19 protein-coding genes and 2 pseudogenes are annotated in these 20,086 nt (G+C 67.4%); 10 read left to right on the forward strand and 11 right to left on the reverse strand.

Annotation, left to right across the window (positions count from 1 at the left end):
- Positions 1 to 271: 271 nt before the first annotated feature.
- A complete protein-coding gene (locus tag ACSP50_RS00830) occupies positions 272 to 1,096 on the forward strand; it encodes a hypothetical protein (protein WP_231956831.1) in 825 nt (274 codons plus the stop codon).
- Between the two features lie 300 nt (positions 1,097 to 1,396).
- Positions 1,397 to 2,605 (forward strand): amidohydrolase family protein, encoded by a 1,209-nt coding sequence (locus tag ACSP50_RS00835; protein ID WP_043510606.1) that lies wholly within the window; start codon positions 1,397 to 1,399, stop codon positions 2,603 to 2,605.
- Here the strand turns inward: ACSP50_RS00835 and ACSP50_RS00840 are convergent.
- Together ACSP50_RS00840 and ACSP50_RS00845 are read right to left on the reverse strand one after the other, a co-directional pair.
- On the reverse strand, positions 2,574 to 3,428 hold the full coding sequence (locus tag ACSP50_RS00840; protein WP_157432754.1) for a nicotianamine synthase family protein: 855 nt from the start codon (positions 3,426 to 3,428) through the stop codon (positions 2,574 to 2,576). The genes ACSP50_RS00835 and ACSP50_RS00840 overlap by 32 nt on opposite strands.
- 2 nt (positions 3,429 to 3,430) lie before the next feature.
- On the reverse strand, positions 3,431 to 3,964 hold the full coding sequence (locus ACSP50_RS00845) for a GNAT family N-acetyltransferase (protein WP_157432755.1): 534 nt from the start codon (positions 3,962 to 3,964) through the stop codon (positions 3,431 to 3,433).
- Between the two features lie 310 nt (positions 3,965 to 4,274).
- Between ACSP50_RS00845 and ACSP50_RS41435 the strand changes: the two genes are divergently transcribed.
- Positions 4,275 to 4,418: a hypothetical protein gene (locus tag ACSP50_RS41435; RefSeq protein WP_014687253.1), complete on the forward strand. Its 144-nt coding sequence runs from the start codon at positions 4,275 to 4,277 to the stop codon at positions 4,416 to 4,418.
- A gap of 296 nt (positions 4,419 to 4,714) precedes the next feature.
- Here ACSP50_RS41435 and ACSP50_RS00850 read toward each other — a convergent pair whose 3' ends face one another.
- A complete protein-coding gene (locus ACSP50_RS00850; protein WP_014687255.1) occupies positions 4,715 to 5,965 on the reverse strand; it encodes a YibE/F family protein in 1,251 nt (416 codons plus the stop codon).
- A gap of 155 nt (positions 5,966 to 6,120) precedes the next feature.
- Here ACSP50_RS00850 and ACSP50_RS00855 point away from each other — a divergent pair, with 155 nt between their 5' ends.
- The 3 genes from ACSP50_RS00855 to ACSP50_RS00865 all read left to right on the forward strand — a co-directional run bounded on the left by ACSP50_RS00855 (position 6,121) and on the right by ACSP50_RS00865 (position 8,994).
- On the forward strand, positions 6,121 to 7,179 hold the full coding sequence (locus ACSP50_RS00855) for a M15 family metallopeptidase (RefSeq protein ID WP_043510610.1): 1,059 nt from the start codon (positions 6,121 to 6,123) through the stop codon (positions 7,177 to 7,179).
- Between the two features lie 907 nt (positions 7,180 to 8,086).
- Entirely contained in the window at positions 8,087 to 8,716 is a 630-nt protein-coding gene (locus ACSP50_RS00860) for a superoxide dismutase (protein WP_014687257.1), read from the forward strand.
- Positions 8,713 to 8,994 carry a hypothetical protein gene (locus ACSP50_RS00865; RefSeq protein WP_014687258.1) on the forward strand — a complete coding sequence of 94 codons (282 nt, stop codon included), beginning with the start codon at positions 8,713 to 8,715 and terminating at the stop codon, positions 8,992 to 8,994. The genes ACSP50_RS00860 and ACSP50_RS00865 overlap by 4 nt, the downstream gene beginning before the upstream one ends.
- A gap of 185 nt (positions 8,995 to 9,179) precedes the next feature.
- On the opposite strand, the gene ACSP50_RS00870 is transcribed toward ACSP50_RS00865, so the two are convergent.
- Positions 9,180 to 9,362 carry a nickel transporter gene (locus ACSP50_RS00870; protein WP_014687259.1) on the reverse strand — a complete coding sequence of 61 codons (183 nt, stop codon included), beginning with the start codon at positions 9,360 to 9,362 and terminating at the stop codon, positions 9,180 to 9,182.
- A 74-nt stretch (positions 9,363 to 9,436) separates the two neighbouring features.
- Here ACSP50_RS00870 and ACSP50_RS00875 point away from each other — a divergent pair, with 74 nt between their 5' ends.
- On the forward strand, positions 9,437 to 10,645 hold the full coding sequence (locus ACSP50_RS00875; protein ID WP_014687260.1) for a hypothetical protein: 1,209 nt from the start codon (positions 9,437 to 9,439) through the stop codon (positions 10,643 to 10,645).
- 56 nt (positions 10,646 to 10,701) lie between these two features.
- On the opposite strand, the gene ACSP50_RS00880 is transcribed toward ACSP50_RS00875, so the two are convergent.
- Both ACSP50_RS00880 and ACSP50_RS00885 read right to left on the reverse strand, forming a co-directional pair.
- Positions 10,702 to 11,913 (reverse strand): tyrosine-type recombinase/integrase, encoded by a 1,212-nt coding sequence (locus tag ACSP50_RS00880; RefSeq protein WP_369793938.1) that lies wholly within the window; start codon positions 11,911 to 11,913, stop codon positions 10,702 to 10,704.
- Positions 11,890 to 12,471 (reverse strand): annotated as a pseudogene (locus ACSP50_RS00885) (IS5 family transposase); the annotation flags it as partial. The pseudogene ACSP50_RS00885 and the gene ACSP50_RS00880, both read right to left, overlap by 24 nt.
- A gap of 170 nt (positions 12,472 to 12,641) precedes the next feature.
- On the opposite strand from ACSP50_RS00885, the gene ACSP50_RS00890 reads away from it, so the two are divergent.
- The gene (locus tag ACSP50_RS00890) at positions 12,642 to 12,995 is read left to right on the forward strand and encodes a hypothetical protein (protein WP_014687262.1); all 354 of its coding nucleotides are present in this window, start codon (positions 12,642 to 12,644) and stop codon (positions 12,993 to 12,995) included.
- A 69-nt stretch (positions 12,996 to 13,064) separates the two neighbouring features.
- Here the strand turns inward: ACSP50_RS00890 and ACSP50_RS00895 are convergent, their stop codons facing one another.
- The 4 genes and pseudogenes from ACSP50_RS00895 to ACSP50_RS00905 all read right to left on the reverse strand — a co-directional run.
- A complete protein-coding gene (locus tag ACSP50_RS00895; protein ID WP_014687263.1) occupies positions 13,065 to 15,389 on the reverse strand; it encodes a tyrosine-type recombinase/integrase in 2,325 nt (774 codons plus the stop codon).
- On the reverse strand, positions 15,386 to 16,282 hold the full coding sequence (locus ACSP50_RS00900) for a site-specific integrase (RefSeq protein WP_197688113.1): 897 nt from the start codon (positions 16,280 to 16,282) through the stop codon (positions 15,386 to 15,388). Before ACSP50_RS00900 ends, ACSP50_RS00895 begins: the two co-directional genes overlap by 4 nt.
- Positions 16,283 to 16,303: 21 nt before the next feature.
- On the reverse strand, positions 16,304 to 16,459 hold the full coding sequence (locus ACSP50_RS43275; RefSeq protein WP_197688258.1) for a hypothetical protein: 156 nt from the start codon (positions 16,457 to 16,459) through the stop codon (positions 16,304 to 16,306).
- A 76-nt stretch (positions 16,460 to 16,535) separates the two neighbouring features.
- A pseudogene (locus ACSP50_RS00905) lies at positions 16,536 to 16,736 on the reverse strand (transposase); the annotation flags it as partial.
- A gap of 486 nt (positions 16,737 to 17,222) precedes the next feature.
- Between ACSP50_RS00905 and ACSP50_RS00910 the strand changes: the two are divergent.
- Positions 17,223 to 17,732: a hypothetical protein gene (locus ACSP50_RS00910; RefSeq protein ID WP_014687264.1), complete on the forward strand. Its 510-nt coding sequence runs from the start codon at positions 17,223 to 17,225 to the stop codon at positions 17,730 to 17,732.
- 90 nt (positions 17,733 to 17,822) lie between these two features.
- Here ACSP50_RS00910 and ACSP50_RS00915 read toward each other — a convergent pair whose 3' ends face one another.
- Positions 17,823 to 18,659, reverse strand: coding sequence for an IS5 family transposase (locus ACSP50_RS00915; protein WP_014687265.1), 837 nt, complete (start codon positions 18,657 to 18,659; stop codon positions 17,823 to 17,825).
- Positions 18,660 to 19,416: 757 nt separating this feature from the next.
- Between ACSP50_RS00915 and ACSP50_RS41440 the strand changes: the two genes are divergently transcribed.
- Positions 19,417 to 19,563 carry a hypothetical protein gene (locus tag ACSP50_RS41440; protein WP_014687266.1) on the forward strand — a complete coding sequence of 49 codons (147 nt, stop codon included), beginning with the start codon at positions 19,417 to 19,419 and terminating at the stop codon, positions 19,561 to 19,563.
- The last annotated feature ends 523 nt before the right edge of the window (positions 19,564 to 20,086 follow it).

Below are 20,086 nucleotides of genomic sequence, written 5' to 3' on the forward strand. Positions count from 1 at the left end.
CCCGCCCCGGACCGGGCCGACACGTCCCAGCCGTCGTACCGCCGTCGTCCTGGTGACCGCTCTCGCGGCCGGCGGTGTACTGCTGTCAACGACCCCGCGCCGCAGCAACTCCGCGCCTGCCGCCGGTCCGGTCACCGTCGCCGCGGCGTGGCCGCACGCACGCCGGGCAGACCTGCCCGGCACGCTGGCCGACGGCACCCGGTTCAATCCCGATCTGTTCCTGGCCGCCGACACCGTCATCGGAACGGCGGCGACCGGGGACGGTCGCCAGGTGCGGCTGCTGCTGCGCTCCACCGGCGGCCTGCGCGAGCTGCGCCGCCAGCCGGCCGACGCGGCCCCGCAGTTCGACAATTTCGCGGTGGCCGGCGACGACGTCGTGTGGACCGAGTCAACCGATGCAGGATCGACCGAGATCTGGTCGGTCAATACGCGTGACGGACGACCGGCGCATCGACTGACGGCCGACACCGGCGACACCGTCTTCTACGGCACGCAGAACGATCTCGTCATTGCCGGAGGCCGGGTGTATTGGGCAGCCGCTCTGAAGCAGGGCCAAGACACCGAGATTCGATCGGTCGCTCTGACCGGTGGAGCTGTCACCGCCCGCCGGGAATCCGGCACCTGGGCCCTGACCACATGGCCGTGGCTGACCGATTCCACTGGGGGCCCATCGAGAATGTTGCGGATGCGGAACTTCAACACCGGCCGTGACGTGCAGGTAGCCACGTCGGCTGAGGACGCAGCCGAGTGCAGCCCCGTTTGGTGCAGGGTGATGATTTCCGGCAGTGAGGGACTGGTCCGGATCGACCTCATGCACCCGGACGGCTCCGCCCGCCGTCGCATCGCCGGCGCCGACGCCTCCGCCGCCGTCACCGACGTCGCGATCCTCGACCGCTTCGAAATCTTGTCGCAGACCATTCCGGGATCAGATGTCACCGGCGTCGCCGCCCTGCGGGTGTACGACATCAGCACCGGCACCACCGTCGACATCAGTCCCGCCGTCAGCGCCGCGTTCACACGGGCCGGGGTGCTGTGGTGGTCCACCGGCAGCACTGACACCGTCATGTGGCACATCCTGGACCTGCGTACCGTCTGACAGCGGCCATAGCTGGCGGGCGGCCTCCCCGGTCGGCAACCCGGGAAAGCCGGCAGCCCGCTTACCAGGAGGCTTTTCGTACGCCGGGCAGCTTGCCGTGCGGCCAGTTCGCGGAACCTTCCCGGGACAGCCCGAAGCGGGTTTCTCGCCTTCGGTGAGGCTGCGGCGCGCCGTCAGCCGCGCTCGCGAGAGTCGAGTGACGGCGCTAACCGACGACGGAAGCCGTTTTGGTTCCGGCTCCTTCGCGTCATAGCGCGGGAGAGATCACTAGTGATCGATGAAGGACGGTAGTTTCCAGGGATGGCAGGATCTGTGGTCTACCGGGCAGCTCACGCGTTCGACGGAGAGAAGTTCATCCCTGGCGGGTTGCAGGTCCATGTCGCCGCCAATCGTATCGCCGCTGTCCGTGCCTATGCGGAGCCGTTGCCGGCTGGTCAGCCAGTGGTGGACCGTCCGGGATGCACGGTGCTGCCCGGTCTGATCGATACCCATGTTCATCTGGTGGCTGGCGGCGAGCCGGACGCCTTGCGGTGGGATGCGGGCCGGTCCGCCGCTGAACGGGAACAGGTCGTGCGTCGTTCCCTGCTGGCGCAGGTCGGTGCCGGTGTGACGACGGTGCGCGACCTGGGAGACAACCGATTCGCGGTCGTGGACCGCACGGTTCGAGACGACGAACCGTCGGTCGTGGGCTCGGGGCCGCCGATCACCTCGACCGGCGGTCATTGCGCCGCGCTCGGCGGCGCGGCCCGCGACCGGGCGGGCTTGCGGGCCGCGGTCGCGCAGCGGTATGACCGAGGTGCCCAGATCATCAAGGTGATCGTCAGCGGTGGTGCGATGACCGCCGGCTCGGATCTGCTGCGGCTGCAGTTCGACGTCGCTGAGGTGCGCGACGTGGTGGACGAAGCGCACCGTCGAGGGCTGCCCGTGACAGCGCATGCCCACCCAGTGTCCGCCGTGCAGGTGTGCCTGGCCGCGGGCGTCGACGCCATCGAACACTGCACCTGCCTGACCGACACAGGAATCGCCACGCCGGACGCGGTGATCGACGCACTGGCCGCACGTCGGGTCACGGTGTGCCCGACGTTCGGCCGGTTGCCCGGGCTGCCGCCGTCTCCGCAGGCGATCGAGGTCATGCGCCGGACCGGCATGACGTTGGAGGCCCGGTTCGCGCAGGTCGGCCGGCTGCACGCGGCCGGGGTGCCGTTGTTGGCCGGTTCTGATGCCGGGATCCACCCGGCCAAGCCGCACGGTGTGCTCGCCTACGCGGTCGAGGAGTTGGTTCGGTCCGGGCTGCCGGTGCACGCCGCGGTGGCGGCCGCGACATCGGGTGCCGCCGCGGCGTGCGGCCTGGCCGGTACCGTCGGACGGCTACGGCCGGGCATGGCAGCCGACCTTTTGATCGTCGACGGTGACGTGGAGCGCGACATTCTAGCCCTGACCCGAGTCCGGGACGTCGTGCTGCGTGGCCGGCAGATCGTCAACGACACCGGGCCACGAACACCGAGTTGATGACCTCCCCGAACGGATGCAGCAAAACTTCGGGTACGAGGCCGGCATCGTGCACGTCTCGGACGTCGACGACAGGGTAGAGCAGCGACCGTAGTCCCTGGGCGCTGCGGATCAGCACGCGCGTGTCCGCCTCGAGGGCCGTGCCGACGGCACGGAGCGCCGCCTGTTTTTCAATCCGGGTGGTGCCTACCAACGCGGCGACCACCACGACGTCGCAGCTGGCGGTGGCGTACGCCAGGTCGGATGCCGAGCTGGCATCGGCCAGGAGCACGCTGATCTGTTCCGCGAGGCCGAGCCGATCGAGAAGGCGGCGTGACAACGCGACCGCGTCGGCATCCCGGTCCACCACCGTGACCTGAGTGTCCAGCATGCGGGAGAGCATGATCGCACTCAGTGGTAGCGGCCCGCCGCCGAGGAAACACAGCCGACGGGACTCTCCGGGCCGGTGGCCGGTTCCCGCCAGCGCATGCCGTTCGAGGTGCGCCAGTTGCTGGTAGTTGCGCAGGTACGGGAAGGCGGCCAGCTCGGCGTGCGGGTCGGCGGCGGCAAGAGTGCGGCGTGCCCACCATTGTTCGAGCCGGGATTCTCCCTCGGCACACAATCGGACCAGGCCGTCGCGTGCCTCGGTGATCCGAGGGTCGGTCAGTGCCGAGGAGGCATCGGCCGGATCAGCGTGGGCGCAGATCGAGACCAGGTCGGCGAACAGGGAGTTGACCTCGGGCGACGGGGCAAGACTGTCCTGGGCGCGCAGCCCGTCGTACACCCGCAGAATGCGGCCAGCCAGCACACGCTCGTCGACGTCGCGGGCCGGGGCAACCGGCACGCTCAACATTCCGACGTCCGCAGCATCGCGGCGACGTCGATCTCGAAGTGCACCGTGTTGAACGGATCAGGCCGGGTGTCGCAAACCTCGCGAGTCGGCAGCGAACGCCAGAACGCCTCCGCGCCGGGAACGCTGGCATCGGTGTGCAAGTACACGCGGCGATATCCGCCCGGGCCGACGCTCCACGCGACGGCCCGTTCGGCGACGGCGCGACCGACGCCCCGGCGTCGCCCGCCTGCGGCCACCCAGACCCGCACCAACTGACACACGTCGGGCTGGCTGTACCGGTGCGCCAACCACTGCGGATTCGGCGGACTCGCCAACGCGCACGGCTTGACCCCGGCCGTACCCACGATGCCGTCCGGATCCCGGGCAACGATCAGTGCGCACCCGGCACTACGCAGATACGCCGCTTCGAGATCGTCGAGGTCGCGGTGCCACTGCGGCCGATAGCCGCCCAGGTCCGCCTCCAACACCTCCCGCATCATGGCCTCCGCCTCGACCAGATCCCCTGGTCCGGCGAGGGCGACGGTCACCTCTCGGGCCTCGACCCGGCTCATGCCTCGCGGGCTTGACATCCTCAACTCTCCCAACACGTACCGCAGTGGTCAGCAACTGATGAAGCGCCAGGGCAGGCGTGCCGCATGCGCATCGCCGCAAGCAGACATTGGCCGCGACGCCCCAGCACCGATAACGGTAACGGTTTTCATTTGCTTTAGGTGACGCAACAGGCCGGTACGGTGTCCCCGGGCGAGCGCCTAACGCTTGCCACCGCCGGTGGGGCGCTCGGTAACGAACACGTCAATGAGCGACCGAAGGCGGCGCCCTGCCGCCCGGGGAAGCTGTGTGTCGATCACCGCGCCGGCGGCCGACACCTATACCGTCGTGGCCGATGGCTATGCCGTGTCCAGCGGCAGCACGGCCTACGACTACCGCGACGTCTACTACAGCAAGTTGCCCGGTTTACTCACCGTGCTGGCGACCCGGTAACGCTTGCCGCCCGGGCAGTCGACCATGGTGACCGGGACGGTCACCGCCACCGCCGCGCGCAGACTGGTCGCAAGCTGTTCGGTCCGATGACAGTGGTCACCGACCAGAGCGTCGTCGGTCACGGCTCCGTCGAGATCGGCGCCGGCAGCTGAATCCACCGCACCATGGACGGGTCCGCGGCATGCCCGCCACGGGCCCGTCGTCCCTATCACGTCAGCGTCGATGGCCAGGACCCGGCGGCCGGCAGCATGCAGATGCTCCACGAACAAGGGGGCACGGAAGTGAAACGCCGGTTGTCACCTCTCGGAAGCAGCCCACGGACGCTCCGGGGGCAGGCGGTGCCGCGCCGATCGCCCAGCCTCCGGTTCTGCCGGCTTCGCCGACGGCGCCGCCATCCGGTGCGCGGCCAGCGCGGCGAGCGCCGTCGTGATGGGCACCGCGGTGATCAATCCGACCGTGCCGACCGCGCTGCGCACCAGTTCCTGCGCGATCAACTGCCCGGTGAGCAGGTCACCGACCGGTGTGCCACCGGTCGCGAACAGCAGCATCAGGGGCAGGGACGCTCCCGCGTAGGCCAGCACGATCGTGTTGATCACCGACGCGATGTGCGCCCGCCCGATTCGGGACGCCGCACCGTAGAGCTGGCGGAATCCGTACGCCGGATTCGCCAGGGCCAGCTCGCTCACGGTGGCCGACTGCGTGACGGTGATGTCGTCCAACACGCCCAGGGAACCGATCACGATGCTGGCCAGCAACAGTCCCTGCATGTTGACCCTGCCCTGACTGACCGACAGGAAGTTCGACGTGTCATCGGAGACACCGGTCAAGTGCACGGCGGCGACACTGATCTCGGCCAGCACCGTCGTGATGATCAGACTCGCCAGAGTGCCGGCCACGGCGATCGTCGTGGTGACATTCAGCCCGTGCGTCAGGTACAGCACGGTCAGCATGATCGCCGCCGAGCCGACCACCGCCACCGCCATCGGCGACCGGCCGTCCAGGATCGCCGGGACGATGAAATACAGCAGGATCGCGAAGGTCACCCCGAGGCCGGCCAAGGCGCTCAACCCGCGCCACCGCCCGAACGCGATCACCGCCAGCACGAACGCCACACCGAGCAGCCACAACTCCCGCGACCGCTGATGATCCGCGATCGACCAGGTCACCGAACCCCGCTCATCCTGCAAACCGATCAACGTCACCCGATCCCCGGAGCTGATCACCGGGGCGCCCGGCCCGGACGGCAATTCCGTGCTGACCTGCGCACCGTCGCGTAACCGCACGACAGCCGTGCCGCAGCCGGCCGGCCGTGTCTCACCCGCGGGCACCGGCGCACACGCGGCCGTCGCGGTCGACAGCACCACGCCCTGGGCCTGAGCCGGCCCGCCCGCAGCGGTCTCGGCCTTCGGCGGATGCCGCGGCCAGAGCAACAACATGCCCACAGCGGTCAGCAACACCGCCGGGATCAGCAGCGCCACCGTCAAACGACGCGCGTGCGGCAGCGACACCCCACCCGGCGCGGCGTGGCTGTGGTGATGACCGGCCATGAACACCAGCTCCTCGGCGACGGCGACGTCTGCGGCAGCCGAACCGTACCCCGGATAGCCGGCCAGCCTCCGGCTTCGATCCCATCCACCATTCGCAACCGGCCCGATCCCCGACCGGACCGGCCACAGAACCCGCCGCACCTCACGGTCGGAGGATGACGACACGACAGCGAACTCTGCGCAAGTACGCCGCCGCGACGATCATCGCCATGACGGCCACCGGCTCCGCCATCAGCCCGCCCACACCAGCCGCGGCCGCAGCTCCAACAGCGGCAGCCACCTGGTCCAGCATGATGTACCGCAGCCTCACCCACGACGAGCAGCTGGCCACCCTGCGCACCTCGCTCGCCGCCCAGCAGGCCATCAGGCGCGCCGCTGACACCGAACTCGCCGCCGCCACCGACGCTCTGCGGACCGCGCAATCCGCGCTGACCACCGCGACCACCGCCAACACCCAGGCCCAGGCGCAGCTGACCGCAGCCCGCGCCGCGCTGTCCACCGCGCAGCGGACGTTGCGTACCGTCTCTCACCGCAAGCCCCGCAACGCCGCCGCCCTCACCCGCGCCCGCAACGCGGTCACCACCGCTACCCAAACCGTGGCCACCCGCAACAGCGAGGCCGCCAAGGGCGTCGCCGCCCTGACCACTGCCCACGCCGCGGTCACCGCCGCGACCAGCCGCACCAGTCAGGCCAGCACCGCAGTCACCGACGGCACCGCAGGGCTCAACCGCGCCGAAAATGCGATCACCGCGCTGCCCAGCGCCGCAACACTCGCCGCCCAGGCCGCCGCCATCAGCCGGGACGTCGTCACCCAGATCCGAGCGGGGTTCGCCATCACGGACACCACCCAGGTGTACGGAGTGACCGTCAACAAAACCATCGCATTCGCCTTCCAACACATGATCGACGACGCGAAAGCCGACGGCGTCCAGATGTCCGGCGGCGGCTTCCGTACCACCCAGCGCCAAGCCGAACTACGCACCATCAACGGCTGCCCCGACGTCTGGACCGCCCCACCGTCATCCTGCCGAGTGCCGACCGCGATCCCAGGCCGCTCCCTGCACGAGATCGGCCTGGCCGTCGACATCTCCTCCGGAGGCAAAACCATCACCAAGAAGACCCCCGCCTACACCTGGCTGACCCGCCACGCCAAGCAGTACGGCTTCGTCAACCTGCCCGCCGAAGCCTGGCACTGGTCCATCACCGGCAACTGACGCCGATCGTCTACAGCTAGAGCCGATCATGCCAAGAGCCGGCCCGCGCCCGGCCAGCAGATCACCGCTACGTATCTCAAAGACCTCACCGGCAGTACGAGCTAGGCCACACCGGCATGAACCCGCTCGCGCCCTACCTTGACGGCCTTTGTCTTATGACAACGCCACGATGGGGCACCGCAGCGTCGGTGTTACCGCCTGACCAATGGCGCCTATAGTGGTGACCAAGCCGGATGCCTCCCCCCGTGGGCATCCGGCTTCACTATTCACGCCCCGGACCGCTTACAGCCCGGACCGCATCATGAGGTAGTAGCGAAGCAGATCGCCGGCACGACGATCCGCTCCTTCTCTTATTTAAGGCAGGCCCGCGCCGGCACGTCAGGCGATACCTCTGCCAGCAAGCCCGGCAGCCCTAGTTAGTTTGCCTTGATTTCTGCGCACGCCATAGGCCATCGCCGTCAGGCCGGGCCTGCGCCGTCAGGCCGGACATTCCAGCGCGGTGACCACGGCGGACACGTACTGGACGGTGTTCCGGGAGTTGGCCGATCGAGCGGTGACTGCGACGGCAGGGCTGCTGCGCTCGCACGCTCGGATCCGGCTGAATTTGGGCGCCGCTTCGCAGGCCTAATGTGACCGGCCGGCTTGGGCGGCGTGTGGCCGTCGGCAGCCGCCACCGCCCCCGTATGGCGGTGGGCGGGGCTTCCCTGCGGTCGCCCGCCGCGGCCTAGGTCGGGGTTCATCGAAAGGCGCTCCGGTGGCGTGGATCATCGCGGGCCGGAGCGCCTCTCGGTGTCGAAACGGCGCAAAGCACCGCCCGGGTCGGGCAGTCGCGACGACGTAACATCCCGTCCGTTGATGTAACTATCTAGTAGTTGCCAGTAGTTGGCAATAAGACATACTGAGCATCATGGCGATCTACACACTTCCTGACATGCCCTACGACTACGGAGCGCTCGAACCGGCCATGTCCGGCCAGATCCTGGAGCTGCACCACAGCAAGCACCACGCCGCGTACGTCAAGGGCAGCAACGACACCCTCGACCAGCTCGCCGAGGCCCGCGACAAGGGCGACTACACCGCTCTGGTCGGCCTGGAGAAGACCCTGGCGTTCAACCTCTCCGGGCACGTCCTGCACTCGATCTTCTGGAACAACCTGCGCCCGGGCGCCAGCGCCGATCGCCCCGACGGGGAACTGGAGGCCGCGATCGTCGAGCACTTCGGCTCCTTCGAGGCGTTCTCCGCGCAGCTGTCCACCGCGACCAAGGGCGTGCAGGGCTCCGGCTGGGGTGTCCTGGCGTGGGAGCCGCTGTCGCAGCGTTTGATCGTGGAGCAGGTCTACGACCACCACGGCAACGTCGGGCAGGGCTCGACGCCGATCCTGGTCTTCGACGCCTGGGAACACGCCTACTACCTGCAGTACAAGAACGTGCGCCCGGACTACGTCGACCGGCTGTGGAGCCTGGTCAACTGGGCGGACGTGACGAAGCGGTTCGACGCGGCCCGCGCCGCCGGCAACCCGATCATCGTCGCGCCGTGATTCCGGCAGGCCCCGGGCTCGCCTTTCTCGCCGCCCAGCAGGCGGCCGGCGTCGTCGCCGCCAAACACCGCGGCGATTTCGCCGGTGCCGAGCAACTGCTCGTGGCGATGGGCGACGCGCAGGTGCAGGCCCGGGGCTTCTGCCTGCTTGCCGAGCTCGCGCTCAGCCTGGTCCGTAGGCAGACCGGGCAAAGTATGGACGAGCTGGTGCAGGAGCTGACCTTGTTGATCGCCGACTGCGGGCCGCCCTCGCCGCCGCCGGGTGAGGGTGACGGCTGATCCGCACCGGTGACGGCATGCCGCGGCCGGCCGCCGGTCTCCGGCTGGGCCATGGGCGGGGATGGTGCGGTGTGGTCGCGGATTCGAGCGCCTGCCAGGACGCGAGATTGATCAACTGGCGTGCGCCCGCGGCCAGCAGGACGAAGTCATCACTGCTGGCCGCGCACCGTGAGCGGCGTCGCCTGCTATTTGGTGTTGGAGGCGAGGTTGGCCGACCAGCGTTCCTCGACGCGCCCGAAGTGCCAGACGGCGATCGCGATGATCCAGGCGAGGAAGAACAGGGCGACGATGCCGTAGCCGGCGTAGTCGAGGGGGATCTCGGCGATAGCGGCCAGCGGGCCGTGGGTGATGTTGCGGGACCCGGTCACCCGATCGCAGTGCCGGACGGCGCTATCTTGGAGAAGTCCCGGAGCCCCGGGAGGTCAGGATCGCGGAGGCGTTGTTGGGCAGCAGCGAGCACGGCGACGAGCCGCTGAAAAAGGCGTTCGCGGCTTCCTCGCTTTTCGGTGACCCAGAGATCTTCCGCCTCACTGAACCGCTTGCCTCATTGTTCGGTCGGATAGCCGCCGACCAGGCACAGCAGCGCGACAGGTTCGCGAAGTTGATCGGAGACATCACGGGGACTGCCCGGGCGCGAGAGTCACTATCGGCGCTGGCCGAAGCGGTGGCCGCCGACCAGGCGCAGCAGCATGCTCGCCTCACGGAGATGGCCGCGAACCTCACTGGCACAACGCAGCTCACGAAGTCGCTGACCTCGATCGCCGGCCATATCACCGCTGACCAGATCGGACAGCGCGACAAGCTTATAAAAACGATCGGCGAGGTTGCCGGAGCTGCGGCCATGGACAAGGACGCACTGTCGTTCATGGCACATCAGGTCGCCGCCGACCAGGCGCAGCAGCGCGCCCGCCTCTCGGAGATCGCCGCGGACCTCGCCGGCGCAACGCAGTTCACGGAATCGCTGACCTCGACCGCAGGCCGCGTCTTCACTGATCAGGCCGGGCGGTACGACAGCCTGGCGCAAACGATCGGGCCACCAGCCGTTGGCGTTCGGCTCACGGAGTCGCTCACCTCGCCGCTCGGTCGCATGGCGGTCTTGGAGCCCGGGCAAATCGAGGGCCTCGCCCGGGCCTGTCGGCCGAATCTTGACGACCTGGCGGAGTCGCTGAGCACTGTCATAACGCAGATCAATCCCGACCTGACGCACCGGACAGTGAGCGCCTCCGTCGATGTACTCCAGCGGATCGTCGCGGACGGCCTCGGAGAAGAGTCGCTGGATCAGCTCGCCGACGAGGTGACGGCGTCATCGGGATACGCCGACCTTTGGCGGGACATTCAAACCGAAGTCAAGACGGTGCTCCAGGAAGCCGGTGAGGAATCCGGCCACGCTGGTGTGCGAGACGCCGCCGCATGGCACATTTCCTGGCTCTGGCTGCTACTGCGCGAGTCGCTGCCGACCGTAACGACCGTCGAGAAGATCAGCAAGGTCGTATCCATCTCGACGGTTGCCTTCATCTGCTGCGCCGTGCTTCGTACAACCCATCCGAAACTGTGGGCTGACCTGGAAGAACTTCAACTCACGCCATTCGATTTCGTAGGCTACCTATTCGGGGTACTGGCCTGGGCCGAGACTCAGAAGGACCGGTCCTGAGCTCAGGCATCTGGAAGCCGTTCGGCCGGCCACGGCAAGGTTCTACGGAGGCGCGATCATGAGCCCGTCTGCGACCCTGCACCCGCAGCGGTGCACGCTTTGTGCAAAGCGTTGAGTACGAGCCGTGCTGTCGACTCAGCCGCGTGTTTCGCCTGGTCGGGGAGCACGGTGGCGTAGGTGTCAGCGGTGAAGGCATAACTGGTGTGTCCAAGCATGTCCTGAACGGTCTTCAGGTCGACGTGCGCGGCCAGGGCGAGCGTCGCGGCGCCGTGGCGCAGGCAGTGCAACCGGATCGGCGGCAGCCCGGACGCGGCGACGAGCGTGGCGAAGCGGTGCGTCAGCCAGTCCGGGCGGATCGCCCGGCCCTGGCGGGTAAACACGGGCCCGTCCGGGCGCCACCGCTCGCCGGCGCACTGTGCCTGCCGACGCTGCTGGCGTTGCGACCGTAGCAGGACCGCAACGGTCATGCGATCAAGGGCCACGGTGCGTTGCCCCGCAGCGGTCTTCGGCGTGTCCCAATAGGGACGGCCGTTAGCGTGGGCGATGGTGTGGCTGACCGTCAGCGTGCCTTCGGCGAGGTCGACGTCGGTCCAGCGCAGCGCGCAGATTTCGCCGCGGCGCAGCCCGCGAAGGGCTGCCAGCCACCACAGCGCGAACAGCGGGTCGTCCCGGACGAAGAGCAGGAACTCGGCCAGTTGCTGCGGCGTCCACACCGCCACCACCGGCTTGCAGCCATTAGCCTGCCAGGCCGCGACCCGCGATGCCGACCACGGTTGTGGGCGGTGCCGCCGTGGCCGCGGCAACAGCACGAGCCGGGCCGGGTTGATTGCCAGCAGTTGCTCCCTGATCGCCATGTTCAGCGCCCGGCGCAAGGTGGCCCGGATCTTCTGCAAGGTCGCCGCCGACAGCGGCGCGCCGGTGCGGCTCGGTTGTGCGGTGATCGTGGTGAACATCGCCTCGATGTGCGCAGCTCGTAGCCCTGTCAGGGTGTGGTGGCCCAGGTGCGGGATCAGGTACCGGCGCACGTGGATGCTGTAGCCGGCAGCCGTTGACCGGCGTACCTGCCCAGGCAGACTCAGCAGCCAGCGGCGCAACCACTGCTCGACCGTGACCCGCCGCGGTCCGGCACCGGCGGCGGCGGACGCGACCGTCTGGTTACGGGCGGTCTGTGCCTGGCGAGCGGTGCGGAACCCGCCCCGGCGAAACCGCGTCGGCCGAGACTGCTCGTCGGGTAGTTGAACGGCTCTTTTGGTGAGGTTGTCGATCATGGCGATGCGGATCATCGTGGCTGAGGTGGCCGGGAGAGTTTCGTAGTCACGCGCCAGGCGCCGGTGTTGCATGAGCCAGCCGATGGTGCGTTCGACGACCCATCGCCGTTTGATCACTGAGAAGCCTTTGACCTGCGGGTCCTTGGTGACTATCTCGACGTCGACGCCGAGCGTGGCGCCATGTTCGACGACCTTGGTGCGGAAGCCGGCATCGACCCAGGCCTTCGTGAGAGTGGGGTAGATGCGGGTGGCCCGGTTGAGCAGGTCGATGCCGATCGTGTTGTCGCTGACGGAGGCGGCGGTGACGATCACGGCGAGGAGCAGGCCGAGAGTGTCGGTGATGATGCCGCGTTTGCGGCCGACGATTCTCTTGCCGGCGTCGATGCCTTGGCTGGCGGTGGGGACGTTGGTGGACGTCTTCACGCTCTGGCTGTCCATGATGGATGCCGTGGATGTGGTGCTGCGGCCGGATTTGTTACGCACCAACCCGTTCAGGTCGTAGTTGAGGTCGGTGAAGATGCCGTCCTCGGTCCAGGTTTTGAAGTACCAGTAAACGGTCTGCCACGGCGTTCTGTGGAATCTGATTTGTCAAGTCTGTCCTGCTATGACCGACCAGTCTTCCCCCACGCGGAACGGCTGCTGAGCGCGGTCCCGTAAGGTTGACGCGTCTAATCTCGGCGCAGAGACGGTCGGTGCTGCGGCGCACTCCGCGCAGGAAGGTGCAAGGGATGTCGATAACGTCGGGTGGCGTTCCCAGCAGCGCGCACCTTGCCGCTGAGCTCGACACGTTGGACAACAACGTCTACGGATTCATGCACAACACCTTCGACCTGGAGTCACTCGCGGGCTCGTTCGCGCAGCTGGGATGGGCTGCCCGCAGGTCGGCATCGGACGAGTATGAAATCACATGTTCGTGGTGCCGACTGAATCTCTTCAACTCCGGCGGGATGCCCAAGTTCGCCGGCGTGGTGGAGCCCACACGCGTCGACGATCTGGCTGACGTCTTCCGTTCTCTCGACGTCGACTATGAGATCGAGCTGTATGACGTCGAAGGCGAGCTCGTCAGAACGCTTCTGCCCTGAGCGCGGCAGCCGTCCCCGGACATCACAGCTAGAGAGCGAGTGGGCAGATGGCGTCATCTTCAATTGTGCTTACTCATCGTGAGGGCGCTTCGTGATGGCGAGGATCGGAAGCAAGGTTGCCGTGGCAGGCGCTCCGATCTGTCGCGGGGTGGAACCGGCCGGGGTGGGGACGTCGACGAGCCGCTCGAGCAGCTGGTCGAGAGCGGCCTGACCGTCGTCGACGGCGGCGCGTTCGTCGTCGGTGAGCGGGATGCTGGCCAGCATGCGTTGAAGGTTGTCTTTGGCCTCGAGCAGCTGACCCTTGGATGACGCTTTCGGTGTGTAGAAGTCGCAGCGGGCGCAGGCCATGCGGTGCTGGCATTGCTCGAAGAACGTGTAGGTGCAGTAGCCGTGTCCCATGTCGTAGTACTGCCAGGGCTCGCCGGCTGCTGCCGCGCCGCTGGCGACGGCATCGCGGTCGACGAGGACCTCGATGGTGCGGACGTTGCGGGCGAAGTAGCCGGCGTCGTTGTAGGCCCTGGCCAGTGTGTTCGGGGTGATTTTGGCGTAGTGGGCGGTGGCTTCGGGCGTTCGGTGGCCGAGCCATTCTTGGAGCTCGAACAGGGTCATGGGCTCCTTGGCGTTGTAGAGCTGGCTGGCGATGGTCGAGCGGCCTCGATGGCTGGTGATGTTGCCGCGGACGTCGGCGGTGGGGACGCCGGCCTTGCGGCAGAGCATCGGGATGATCGTGCCGTTGATGTAATGCTTGGAGACCCGGCGGGCGCGGAAAGCGAATAGGAAGTCGACGGGTTCGTTGGTCTTCGGGTCGAGGATGGCGGGTTGGTCGGGTCGGACTGCCTGCCAGGCCTCGATCGCCTGGCCCAGGAGCGGGTCGACCGGCTTGGTGAAGGCGGTACCGGTCTTGTGGGTGGGGACGTCGAGCAGGCAGACCGCGTCGCGGGCCAGGACCTCGCCGGAGTCGCCGGGGATGGGCATGCCGTCGTGCTGCCAGCGAATACAGCCGACGCGGAGCCGGGCGATTTCATCGCTGCGTTGCCCGGCGAAGAGCCAGGTCAGGGTGATACCCCTGATCAGCTCTGCGGGGTAGGTGCGGCCATCGGCGGTCGGTAGGTCGCCGGACTCGACGTTCAGCCCGGCCCACAACAGTTTGGCCCAGATGTCGTCGGCGATCACGCGCGGGTCGGGACCCATGAGGGCTTGAACGCTTCTGGGTGTCCTCAGCGCGTGGGCAGGGTTGAAGCGCTGCGGGATCCACTCCCATTCGTGCAGGTCACGGAAGAATGTGCGGGGCACCTGTATGTATCCGGACTTCGCCTGCGGCGTCAGCGGCTTGCCTATGCGGCCCTGCGAGCGCATGCCCGTAGTCCATTGGGAGTAGTCGCCGACCGCCATGCGGTCAACGGCCGTGACCCAGGACGCGCAGGTCTGGCGGGTCCAGTGCTCCGGCGCGGTGACGTCGGGGTGTTCGGTGGCCAGCCAGCGTCCGATCTTGGCGAGCACGCTGCGATAGCTGCTGCGGACCTTCGGGGTCAGCGTCGAGGTCGCGTGCCAGCGTTCGACCCAGTCCACCCAGGCTCCTGAGGTGCCCTCGATCGCTGTGGGCCCGGGGCCGTGTCGGGGGCGCGGCGGCGGGTCGGCATGTCCGAGAGCGGCAACGGCGCGGTGGATCCCGTGCAGGTCGCTGGCCCACTCGCTCTCCTGCATGGCCACCGACGCGCGGATCGCGGCCAGAGCAGGGCCGGACAGATCCTCCAGCCGAGGGCTGCGGTTCAGCAGAAGAGCTTGACAGACGGCGGAGACGAGGCGTTCGGGCCGACGCTGATAGCCCCAGTCACCGAGGACCGCGAGGATTTTCCCGACCGCGCCGTCGACCAGGGCTTGGCCGAAGACCCGGTGAGCGAGCGTGGGCCGTTGGAAGCGTCCGATCTGCTCGAACGCAGTGAAGCCGCCGAGGAGATAGGCGTAGGCGATCACGAATGGGCGCGCGTTCGAGCCGATCTGGCCGCTCCACCGACGCCGGAACTCGCCCCCGGAACGGTCGATCAGGTCGGTCCAGTCCTCGTCCGACCAGCCCCAGTAGCTGCGGCCGAGTTCACCGCAGCGGATCAAGATCAGGCCGGCCGCGTCACTGGCGAACCGTCGCTGGTGACCAGTGCCCGGCGCCCACTGGAGGCAGTCCCGGGCATGGGCCAGCGGCTCGACCAGCCGCCTCGGAGCCGCCTGCGGCGTCAGGCCCAGGCGTCTGAGCTGTTCGATCTCCAAGACAGCGAGCGCCTTCGCCTCGGCGCCGGTCACCAGGGCTCGCCGGTCGTAGCGGTCCAGGTCGAGTGGCCACGGCCAGCTGGCAGGCAGTCGCGCGCTGCCGGCGGCGGCCTTGGTGGTCGTCGCGGTCACCGGCTGTTCATCCCGCCTGAGTTGCCGACTCGGGTAAGCATGTCGATGCGCCAGGAGTGGATCTGCTGCATGCCGCGGTTCAGCTTCTCCGCAAGGTCCCGTCCGGACAGGTGGATGTAGGTCATGGTCGACTCGGTGTGGCGGTGACCGGCGAACGTCGCGATGGCGTGCAGTTCCCAGCCCATCCGGGCCAGGTCGGTCAGGCAGAGGTGACGGGTGGTGTGGGTGGAGAAACGCGGCAGGTCCGCGGCCAGGGCGACGCGGCGGATCACCTTCGACCAGGTCCACAGGCTCAGCGGCTGCCCGTGGTTGCGGTGTGACTCCGACAGGAACAGCGGGCCGCGGGCTCTGCTGATCGTGGCTCGATGCGCGAGGTAGCCGGACAGCAGCACGCCGGTCGGCGCGGAGTACGGGACCACGCGTTCGCGCCGGGTCTTCGTCGTCTCTGCTCTGATCCGAAGCGTCCGGTGGGCGGGATCGACGTCGTCGGTCCGCAGCGAACAAAGCTCTTCGCGCCGCAGAGCAGCGTCGTAGGCCAGGGCGAGCATCACCCGGTTCCGTACCGGCTCCTGGCGAACCACGTCCAGCAGGTCGAGCCACTGCTGCTCGCTGGGTATCCAGGGCAGTTTCACCAGGCGCGGCACCAGGCCGCGCTCATGGCTGCCGAATTTTCGGCCCGGCGTGTAGCGGCCGCGGCCGACCGGGTTCGACTCGCGTAATCCCTCTTCGATCAAGTAGTCGTAGAACAAGCGGACCGGCACCAGGCGCTGCTGCAGCGTCGCGTTCGCCAGACCCGCGCCTGAGTCCAGCGCGACCACGTTCTCGCCTCGGCGGCTCGGCCGCGTGGACAGGTCCTTCACGAACGCGGCCACATGCAGCCGGCCAGCCGTCACTGGGTCGACGTCGTCCCGCTCTCAGATCAGCAGGTACTCGGCCAGGCCCCGCGCGTAGGCGTCGATCGTCCGCGGCGCTCTTCCCAGGTCCGTCCATACTCGGAGCCACTCGGCCGCCCGCTCATGCCGGCCAAGGACCGGCCACTTCTCCTCCAACACCACCGCGCTGCCCAACACGCCTCCTCAGCCCGTGAAGACGCCGCAGGATACGAGATGGCTCCTGCGACGTGTGATTCCACGTAACTGATAGGAGATCGTGCGGCAGGTAGCGCCACGCGATGCCGGTGCGGTTGACGTAGAGGATCGCGTTGAAGATTTCTCGTAGATCGTGTTCGGCGGTGCGGCCCCCGACGCCGGCGTCGGTGCGCTTCTGGCGCCAGGCGCTGAGTCGGGGCTCGATCAGCGCCCGTCGGGCGTCGGACAGGTCGGACGGGTATGCACGACGGTGGGTCATAGGCCCGGGATACGTGGGACAGTCGGGCCGTCTCGGACGTCAAGTGTGGCGATACCACCACAGAGGTGAATCAGACACGATCGAGGAACCAAATCGGCCGACCGAAGACGCATCAATCGCTGCGTAATAGACCTTTCGGGCATGCGGATAGCTATGGCGAGCATGACAGACCCACCCGTTTTCGCCACCAAGACTTACAGAACACAACCAAACGCCCAGTTAGCCTATTCTTTAACCTCGGGCTTTGGGCTTGCGGCGAGGTGGGCCGCCCAGCGAGGTTTCGCGTTTGACGGTCTTGCCCACGTCGTAGCGGGCCGCGCGGCTGTGGTTCTTCGATCCCCGCGGTCGTCCGGGGCCGGGGCGGGTGGGTACCTCAAGCGGCTCCAGCAGCGAGCGCCGGCCCCGCATACGAGCGCGTAGCGACACCACCCACCCAGTGGGCGAGGTAAGATCACGGTCCCCGTGAGCTGCTACTTTGACGGTCCTATGACGCGACGATTCGGTGACCGAGCCAGATTCGCTGTCGAGGTGGGCGAGGCCTGGCCACCGCCACCCGCCCGGGCCACCGGCGAGCTGCGCACCGTCGATCTTTGGGCCGCCGGCAAGTGGCTGACCACCGAGGACAACACCGTCTTTCTTCCTACCTTCATCGGCTTCCTCCGATCCACGGCAGCCAAGGTGCGGCGCCGTCAGGTCAGTCCGTGCCCGTTCCCGGAACATTCACCCGAAGAAGTTTTCCAGCTCCTCTATGCAGACGACGAGACCGACTTTCGTGAGCAGTTCTGGCTGATGCACTGGGGAGAGAACGTCGACAACGTGACAAGCTACGCGTATCTAGATGCCGACGACCTCGTGATCGTCTTCAGCCATCGGCGAGCCGAGCACCACCCCGCAGGGGGCCCTGACAAGGTCTCCGTTACCAGGATCCCGGCGGACGAGTTCGCGACCGTCCTCGACGAAGCCGCCGATCTCCTCGATGCCGAGCTCGTTCGATAGAAGTCTCGGCACCCTGCCCCGCCGCAAGCCGGAGGTTAAAGAACAGGGTTAGAGGGCGTCTGATTCACGTAGTTTGCGTCTTATGCCGTTTTAGGTGTCTCGCCAGGTTGGGGTGGTTTCGTCGACGGCTTCCTTGGTGAGGTTGTCGATCATGGCGATGCGGATCATCGTGGCCGAGGTGACTGGGAGAGTCTCGTAGTCACGCGCCAGGCGCCGGTGTTGCATGAGCCAGCCGATGGTGCGTTCGACGACCCATCGCCGTTTGATCACTGAGAAGCCTTTGACCTGCGGGTCCTTGGTGACTATCTCGACGTCGACGCCGAGCGTGGCGCCATGTTCGACGACCTTGGTGCGGAAGCCGGCATCGACCCAGGCCTTTGTAAGAGTGGGATAGATGCGGGTGGCCCGGTCAAGCAGGTCGATGCCGATCGTGTTGTCGCTGACGGAGGCGGCGGTGACGATCACGGCAAGGAGCAGGCCGAGAGTGTCGGTGATGATGCCGCGTTTACGGCCGACGATTCTCTTGCCGGCGTCGATGCCTTGGCTGGCGGTGGGGACGTTGGTGGACGTCTTCACGCTCTGGCTGTCCATGATGGATGCCGTGGGTGTGGTGCTGCGGCCGGATTTGTTACGCACCAACCCGTTCAGGTCGTAGTTGAGGTCGGTGAAGATGCCGTCCTCGGTCCAGGTTTTGAAGTACCAGTAGACGGTCTGCCACGGCGGGAGATCGTGCGGCAGGTAGCGCCACGCGATGCCGGTGCGGTTGACGTAGAGGATCGCGTTGAAGATCTCTCGTAGATCGTGTTCGGCGGTGCGGCCCCCGACGCCGGCGTCGGTGCGCTTCTGGCGCCAGGCGCTGAGTCGGGGCTCGATCAGCGCCCATCGGGCGTCGGACAGGTCGGACGGGTATGCACGGCGGTGGGTCATAGGCTCGGGATACGTGGGCCAGTCAGGCCGTCTCGGACGTCAAGTGTGGCGATACCACCACAGAGGTGAACCAGACACGATCGAGAAACCAAATCGGCAGCCGAAGACGCAGCAATCGTTGCCTAATCGACCTTTCGGGCATGCGGATAGCTGCGGCTAGCACGACTGACCGACCCGTTTTCGTCACCAAGACTCACAGATCAGAACCAAACGCCCAGTTAGTGCCTGTCTCGCTACTTCAAGATCAAGTTAAAGCCGGTTCTACGCTTGCGGGATGAGCGGTGCGAAGCGCGGTGCTCGGGGCTGGCTGTCGCTGGTTCCGCAACCGTCCAGCGCGGTTCGGGACTCGGCAGAGGAGCCGCCGCGGCGATGTCCGGTCTGTGGTGATCGGTTGCCGCCGACGACCCGGATGTCGATGCTGTTCTGCTCGACGGCGTGCCGGGCCCGGCATTGGCGCACGGTGCGGCGGAGTCGGGCCCGGCTCGCCGCGGCGAAGCAGGACCATCGGGTGGCGTGTCCGCAGTGCGGCGCCGAGTGGGTGGCTGGCCTGGATCGGCCGCTGTCGGCGGTGTTCTGTTCGCCGCGGTGCCGTACGAGGGCGTGGCGGAGCAGGTCACTCACATCGGGTCGTTCGGGTGAGTGACCTCCTGCGGGGGACTGCGACCTTGCTGACCGGCGGTTCAGCCTGACTGGTATCGACCGTAGTTACTGACGGCGGCCTCTTCGCCGCGCTGCGGGCGACCCCTGGTGGTGGGCTATGCCGACGACGATCGGGCAGGTAACACAGCAGCGGTATGACGAGCTGGTGGCGCAATCCCGGGACTTGGTGCGTGAGCACGGCCGCATCCAGTTCAAGTTGGGGGACAACGCTTTGGATCTCTTTACCGACCGCCGGGACCGGTGAACTGAATCTGACCTGCGGCGATACATAAATTACATGTCCGCGACGGCGCGAAGGGAACAGCCGCTGTAGTCCGTCTGGGTGGTCCTCAGGACGAGGGCGGTCGGCAGCTGGCACCTGAGATTCGTCGGCTACGCGACGTGACGGTGGGCGGGTCCGCCAACATCCGGATCTGCTTGAGAACAGTGCACCCGGCCTCGCAGATCCGGGACGCCGGAACGATCGGGAGGGCGCCGTCTCTCGAGGTTGCTCCCAGCGCCGAGGTGATTAGCTTCGCGGACAAGGCCTACCAAGGCGTCGGCGGTACCGTGCGCACACCGTTCAAGCGGCACCGTTGCCGGCCGGAGCTGTCGGCCCGGCAGAAACCCGTGAACCAGGCCCACGCCCGAATCCACGCTCAGGCGAGCGCACCGTCGTGACCTTGAAGACAGGCACGCTCCTGACCAAACTGCGCTGCAGCCCGTCGCGGACGATCGCGACCACGCAGGTCTTCCGCACCCTGCACCATGTCGAGAACCCGATCTAC

This window comes from Actinoplanes sp. SE50/110 (genome assembly GCF_900119315.1).
Taxonomy (GTDB): domain Bacteria; phylum Actinomycetota; class Actinomycetes; order Mycobacteriales; family Micromonosporaceae; genus Actinoplanes.